Genomic DNA, 7,574 nt, shown 5'->3' on the forward strand with positions numbered 1-7,574 from the left:
GAGGCGGGGAAAGTTGAAGCAAGGTTTTGTATATACGGGCGCGAATACGGGGGAGATTTCATTTCCACTCGGCGGAATCGGCACGGGAAGCATCGGTTTGTCGGGCAACGGCGGACTGATCGACTGGCAAATTCGCAACCGTCCGGCCAAATTCAGCCTTAACGGTTTTTCGTTTTTCGCGGTCAAGGCGGAGCGGGATGGGCGCACCGTGCTGGCCAAGGTCGTCCAGGGAGACAAGCAACCGCCGTATTCGGGAGAAGGCAGGGGGCGATTCGAGGGCTACGGGTTCGGTCCGCGACGCGGACAGATGGCCGGCTTTCCCCACTTTCGCGACTCAACGTTTCGGGGCGAGTTCCCGATCGCCGAGCTTGGTTTCAAGGAAGAAGGTTCTCCGCTTGCCGCCAAGCTGACCGCGTTTAATCCGTTTATCCCGATGAACGAACGGGACTCGTCGCTCCCCGTCGCGATATTCGTCTACGAGGTGGAGAACCGGTCGAAGGATGAACTGGACGTTTCGCTGGCGGGCTGCGTCTCCAACCCGTTTGCGAAAGGATCGGTCAACGTCTCGTTCCGGGACGATGCCATGAAGGGCGTCACGCTGTCCACGGCGGCCATACCCCAGACGGATCCGGAATACGGGGAAATCACGCTGTCGACAGACGCTCCCGACGCGAGCTTGCAGACTTACTGGTACCGCGGCGAATGGTTCGACAACATCACGGTGTTCTGGAAGGAATTTTTGCGGCCGGGCCGCTTGCCCGAACGCGAATATGCGGAACCTCGGGATCTTGACGTCTACCGGGTCGTGGAACAAAATTTCGATACCTGCAGCGTGGTCGGTCACCGAACGCTTAGGCCCGGCGAGCGTGCGGAATTTCGATTCGTTCTGGCTTGGCACTTTCCATGGGCGGTCAACGACTGGAATCCATTGCCCGAGGGCAGCACGCTGGAAGGCAAATGGAAAAATTATTACGCTACCGAGTTCGAAGGGTCGAGGTCCGCGGCTGCCTACGCGCACGCCAACTACGGCCGCCTGCTCCGGGAAACGATGTCGTTCAAGGAGGCGCTGTTTCAATCGACCTTGCCGGAAGCGGTGATCGAGGCGGTATCCGCCAATCTGTCGACGCTTAAGTCTCCGACGGTCATGCGGCTAACGGACGGTTCCTTGTACGGTTTCGAAGGCTGCCATACGGACGAAGGCTCATGCGAAGGCTCGTGCACGCATGTATGGAATTACGAGCAGGCTACGGCCTTCCTGTTCCCCGCGCTGGCTCGTTCCATGCGGTCGCTCGATTATGCCCATAACCAGTATCCCAATGGGAAGATGGCTTTCCGGACGATGCTGCCCCTTGGACGGGAGAAGTCCGATTACCACGCGGCGGTCGACGGTCAGATGGGGGCTATCGTACGGACGTATCGCGAATGGAGGCTGTCCGGCGATACGAGTTGGCTGAGGAAGCTGTGGCCTGCCGTCAAGAAGGCGCTCGCGTTCGCCTGGGCTTCGGATAACGAGCACGGCTGGGATCGCAATCGGGACGGTATCCTGGAAGGCGCCCAGCATCATACGCTGGATGTCGAGCTATACGGTCCAAATTCGTATCTTAACGGTTATTACCAGGCGGCGCTGCTGGCCGCGGCCTGCATGGCGCGGGCGCTCGGCGACGGGGATGCCGATCAGTACGAAACCATGTACCGGCAGGGAAAAAGCTGGATCGACGCCAACGCGTTCAACGGCGAATATTACCATCAGCTGCTGGATCTGTCGGATTCCGCCTATCCGGTCGACCCGGAGCTTGGAGAGATCAAATATCAAATCGGGCAAGGCTGCCATATCGACCAAGTTATCGGTCAGTGGCACGCGCGAGTGGCCGGACTGGGAGACATATTCGACCGCTCGCAGGTGCGAAGCGCGCTGGCCAGTATTTATCGCTATAATTTCGTGTCCATGCGGGAGCATGCCAACTCGAACCGGGTATACGCGCTCAACGACGAGCGGGGCGTACTGGTGTGCACGTGGCCGAGAGGCGGGCAGCCGCTCGTGCCGGTTCCTTACGCGGATGAGTGCATGACGGGCTTCGAATACCAGGCGGCAAGCCACATGATCTACGAAGGTTTGGTCGATGAAGGGCTGTCTGTCGTCCGCGCGGTGAGGGAACGTTACGACGGCGTGCGGCGCAATCCATGGAACGAATTCGAATGCGGCAGCCATTACGCCCGCGCGATGTCTTCTTATGCGCTGCTTCTGGCCATGAGCGGATTTCAGTTCGACATGAGCGATGGGGAAATCGCTTTCTCGCCCGCAACGAAGGAGAGAGAGCTCTTCCGCTCCTTTTGGGCTGCCGGAAACGCTTGGGGCTCTGTAGAGATGGTGCCGGGAAGGCTTGCGCTGCAAGTGTTGGGCGGCGAGCTGCGTTTGAAGTCGATTCGAAGCAAGCGACTGGAGGCAGTCGCCGAAGCGACGGTACGATTCAATGAAGGAGGGATGGAGTGCCGCGTTGATGGCGGCAGGGCGATATTGGCCGAGGATGTCGTTGTGCGGGCCAAGGAAAGTTTGATCATGAACTATTGAGGAGGAAAAAACGTGAACGATCGTATGCGAGGTTTGGTATCGACGTTGCTTTGCGCGCTTCTCGTGTTTGGATTAATGGCATTTCCTTATTCATCGACCGAGGCCTATTATTCGGAACCGGATTATCCTCATGATTCGACGCAATTATTGACAAACGGCGGCGCCGAGTCCTTGAGCGGAGGAGGAGCTTCCGGTTGGTTGGGCTGGTATGCCGGTTATTCGGTCGATAGCTCCGTCGCCCGTTCCGGAACCCGCTCGTTGACATGCGAGCTGGCAACGGCCGGCGAATGCGGCGCTTATCAATATATCGAGCTTAATCGGACGGAGACGAAGCCGCTTAAGGTGAGCGGATGGAGCAAAGCCCAAACCGCAAGCGGCAACGTATCCACCGACTATTCCTTATGGGTGGACCTGACGTACGCCGACGATACGCATCTGTACGGCGAGGCGAAAGCTTTCCAGACGGGGACTCACGATTGGGAGCAGGCAGCTTTCTATATCGATCCGGAGAAGCCGGTCAAAGCCGTCGCCGTATACGCTTTGTTCCGCAACAAGACCGGCAAGGTCTGGTTCGACGACTTGTCCGTCGAGGAACTGCCGGCCGATCTGCTGCCTGGCGGCGCGTTCGAATCGACTATCGGGGGCGAGATCTCCGGCTGGGGTTCGTGGCAGAGCGGTTACGCGATTGCCGCCGGCGAAGGCAGGGGGGGCAGCTCGGCGGTTAAAGTCAGCAGTTCCGGGACGAGCTCGGAATACGGCATTTATCGGACGGCTGCTCTTAACCGGACTACCGTCAAGCCTTTGCTCGTCAGGGGGTGGAGCAAAGCGGATTCCGCAAGCGGCTCGCCGGGATCCTCCTATTCGATCTATGCGGACGTAACCTATGCCGATGACACCCAAGAGTGGGGATTATACGCGGCGTTCGAAGGCGGCACGCATGATTGGGAGCCGCAGCAGTTATACATCGCTCCGGCCAAGCCGGTCAAATCGGTTACCGTCTATGCGTTGTTTAACGGTCGGAGCGGCACTGTCTGGTTCGATAATTTTTCGCTGGAGGAATTGCCGGACCACGTCGCCGGAGGAGCGGTCATGGGAAAACGGGATCCCGCGACGACGGGCACGGAGCTGCTGGCTAACGGCACGCTTCAGAACGTGGCCGGAACCGCGATCGAAGGCTGGGGTTCGTTCGGCAATGGCTATACGATCGAAGCCGCCGGCGGGCGGGGCGGAAGCCGGGGCGTCAAGCTAAGCAACGCTTCGGGCACGGACGCATCCGGCATTTATCAGACGCTTCATGTCAACCAAAGCACGCCCAAGCTGATCGTCTTCAGCGGCTGGAGCAAAGCCGCCAATGTCACCGGAGACATTGATCGAGGTTATGCCTTGTACATGGACGTGTTCTATACGGACGGAACCAGCCAATTCGCTCTAACGGCACCATTTGCGACTGGCACGCAGGATTGGACAAGAGGTCAGCTGTACTTCCAGCCGCAGAAGCCGGTCCAGACGATATCGGTTTATGGCATTTTCCGGGACGGGCACCGGGGGGATGTCTGGTTCGACGACTTCTCCGTAAAGGAAATAACGACGGAAGCGGCCGTTTTCGAAGATGCGCTGGTCACTCCTCTGCCGTTTCAGGCAGGCACGGCTTATACGACGCTTCAGACCATGGACGGACTGGAGTTGTCATTGGGCGAACGGGGCGTCTCTTCGTTGAAATGGAATAGCGGCGAGCTGGCTTCGGCCGGTGTCGCGTCGGGATTCCTGGTCCGCGATCACGAATCGGATTCCGACGTCTATGCGTTCGAGCGATTGGCGGGCAACAACCCGGGTTCGTTTAATGGTCTCGCGGATCAGCTTGACCTCGAGATCGAAGCCGATTTCGAGGTGCTGCCCGAAGGGATTAAAGTATCCGGCAGATTGTCGGATCTCAGCGGCGACGACCGGGCCGTGACATTGACCTTTGCCCTGCCGGTGAACGCGGAGGGGTGGAAGTGGGGCGATTACGTCCGCGGCGAAAGGACCATCCAGACGGGACAGGCCGGCAACGTATACAGCAACAGCCAAATTCCCGACTTCGAGACGGGGCCGTTGTCCATTTATCCCATATCCGCAATCTATGATCCGGCCACGGGAGCAGGTTTGTCGTTGGGCACGGACTACAACAAGCCGACGCATTACCGGCTCGATTACAACGGCAGCACGAAGCAACTGACGATTACGTTCGAGCTTGGCCTTGCGCCAGATACCGCGAATTTCCCTTCCGCAGCGGACTTCGGATTCGTGATTTACGGGTTTGACGGGGAACAGGGCTTCCGCGGCGCGTTCGACAAATACATGGAGCTGTTCCCGGAGTTTTACGAGGTCCGGATACCGGAGCAAGGCATCTGGATGCCGTTTGCCTCTATCTCCGACATACCGGACAACGAGGACTTCGGATTCCGCTTTAAGGAAGGCGACGACGATCCCGTGGATACGGCTTATGCCAACGCCAACGACATTTTGGTATTCCACTATCAGGAGCTGTCCTCCTGGTGGCAGAGCATCGACCCGCAATCGCCCAAGACGGTTGCGACCGCGGAGAGCGCGAGGGACGCGGCAGCCTTGCTCGGGGAGGAGAAAGCGCAGATGGCGCAAGCCGCGGCCATGCGCAATCCGGCCGGAGATCCTTACCTGCAATGGCTGGATACTCCCTGGAACGTAGGCGCGCTCTGGATGATCAACGCTAATCCGGACTTGCCGGGCGATTCCAACGGCTACGAGATGTATTTCAGCGAGGATAAGATGGACGCCAGATACAACACGACCGGGCCGAAGCCGGACGGCGAATATTTGGACACCCTTGACGGTTGGCCTTATACGCTCAACTATAATCGGGCTCACTTCGAATACGCGATTGCGCCGCTGGTCTTCTCCAAGGTAACAAAGCGGCCTGCCATACACCGGGCGTTCTCCAGTTGGGAAGCGACGGTCCGCCTGGCGGACGAACTTCATGGAGACGGCCGGCTGTTGATGGCAAACGGAACGCCTCACGCCTACTCGATGTATATGCCTTGGCTGGACGCGATGGGCAACGAGCGCAATTGGCTCGGGGCGGGAGACACGTTTAACCCCGACACGGACGAGACGCTCAGCAAATACAGAACGCTGTCGGGAGCGAAGCCCTACTTGATGCTCCAGAACACGAATTTCAGCAAATTCGGCAACGCGTACATGGAGCGCTACATGGAGAAGCTGCTATTTTACGGCATCTTCCCGAGCGCGTTCAGCGCCACGGCGGACAATGCGACGAATTATTGGAAGAATGCGAGCTTCTATGATCGCGACCGGGCGTTGTTCATTCGTTACGTGCCGATGGTGAAGGCTGTAGCAGAGGCTGGCTGGGAGCCGCTCACTTTGGCAAGCGCCGACTCCCCGTCGGTCGCGATGGAACGATACGGCGAAGGAGACGAAGTGTATCTCACGTTCATGAACCAAGGAACTTCGGCCGTTACGTCGACTATATCGTTCGACGGCCAGGCCATGGGTCTGGGCACGATGATTGCTGCCGAGGAATTGACGGCAGGCATGCCGCTTTCCCTTGTTGGCGGGCAATTCACTTTAACGCTTGATCCGGATGAAGTGAAGGTCGTCAAATTGATCGCTGAGCCTTAAGAACCAAAGAGGTTGACGCTTGCGGGGACTCATAAAATAATGGTATGACAAGGGCGGTCCCATCATCAGGGGCCGCCCTTTGCCATAGAAGAGCGCTTCGCTTATGTGCCGGACTTCAGAGTCGTTCGGATCAGCGCCTCCGGGATGATCAGCAGCAGCGCAAGCGCGCCGTATACGCCGATGGCGTAGCTGTCCGCGTAGTCGAAGCCGAAGCCCTGATGGAACAACGCCGAGACCAGATGGATCGCCATGTTCGCGAAGCAGAAGGCATAGCTGCGGACCATCCAGTTCCGATGGCGAATGATTCTCTTTTTTCTGATTTGGACAAGGGCCGTAATCGTGATGAACAGCCATATCAAATTCATGAAGTTAAATCCCATGCTGCTGATCTTGCCCCCGGTGGCATAAGGCGCCATGTACCCGGACGTAAGGACGACGAAAAGTACGGATACGATATACGTATAGCCATTGACACGGTGAATTTTTCGGTTGTTCTCGAGCAGCCGGGACGAGAAGTTCAGCAGCCCGGTCGCCATGGCCAGGCACGCAAACGCGACGTGGATATACATGACATTCAGCCACATCGGCAGATTCAGTTCGCGTTTCAAGCCGGTCTTATGGCTCAGGAAGCTTTCCGCTCCGGGATCGATGATGTAATTCCGAATCAGCGCGTATAAAATGAACAGGATGGCGATGGCAGCCAACATTTTGTAAGAAAATATCCCTTTTCTCATTGACGGTTTTCCTCAGATTTCTCCTCGATTTCACCAGGCGTTACCCTTTTTCCCGTCACTTTGGATGCCGGCAGAATGCCTGCTTTGGCGATTCCGGTCATCACGTCTCCATTTACCGCAACCTCGAATTTCAAATTCAAGCGCATCGGCTTCGTCACGCGAAGAGACCAGCTCAGCCTATCATTTTGCCAGTCAGGATCGATTAGCTCCACGGTCTCGTCGCCTTGCGTGGCTGTCCCCTGGAGATCGCCGTCCCGAATGACAATCGAAAGCAGGACCGGCATCTTCCCGACGGGCGTGGCGATGATTGTCTCCCAGTTGCCGGCCAGGTTGGAGGAGGAAGTCCAGATCGTCGGAATATCAGTGGATCCGTCCGAGTTGAGCACGGCGAGCGGTGCGTGTCCGTCCGAGTTGAGCGCAGCGAGCGGCGCGGGTCCGTCCGAGTTGGGCGCAGCGAGCGGTGCGTGTCCATCCGAGTTGAGTACAGCGAGCGGTGCGTGTCCGTCCGAGTTGAGCGCAGCGAGCGGTGCGTGTCCATCCGAATTGAGCACGGCGAGCGGTGCGGGTTCGGCGGGGCGAACGGAGCTTGGCGGCTTGGCGGCGTCAGGCTCCAGCCC

3 protein-coding genes and 1 pseudogene are annotated in these 7,574 nt (G+C 58.1%); 2 read left to right on the forward strand and 2 right to left on the reverse strand.

Annotated features, from left to right (window positions below; all coding sequences use genetic code 11):
* Window positions 1-13: 13 nt before the first annotated feature.
* Both PAT3040_RS29300 and PAT3040_RS29305 read left to right on the forward strand, forming a co-directional pair.
* Window positions 14-2,569 (forward strand): GH116 family glycosyl-hydrolase, encoded by a 2,556-nt coding sequence (locus PAT3040_RS29300; RefSeq protein WP_108995468.1) that lies wholly within the window; start codon window positions 14-16, stop codon window positions 2,567-2,569.
* A 12-nt stretch (window positions 2,570-2,581) separates the two neighbouring features.
* Window positions 2,582-6,223, forward strand: a complete 3,642-nt coding sequence (locus tag PAT3040_RS29305; protein ID WP_108995469.1) for a hypothetical protein — start codon at window positions 2,582-2,584, stop codon at window positions 6,221-6,223.
* Between the two features lie 101 nt (window positions 6,224-6,324).
* Here the strand turns inward: PAT3040_RS29305 and PAT3040_RS29310 are convergent, their stop codons facing one another.
* A complete protein-coding gene (locus PAT3040_RS29310) occupies window positions 6,325-6,957 on the reverse strand; it encodes a DUF2306 domain-containing protein (RefSeq protein WP_108995470.1) in 633 nt (210 codons plus the stop codon).
* Window positions 6,954-7,574: pseudogene (locus PAT3040_RS37570) on the reverse strand (hypothetical protein); the annotation flags it as partial. The gene PAT3040_RS29310 and the pseudogene PAT3040_RS37570, both read right to left, overlap by 4 nt.

Source organism: Paenibacillus agaridevorans, from assembly GCF_003112455.1.
Lineage (GTDB): Bacteria > Bacillota > Bacilli > Paenibacillales > Paenibacillaceae > Pristimantibacillus > Pristimantibacillus agaridevorans.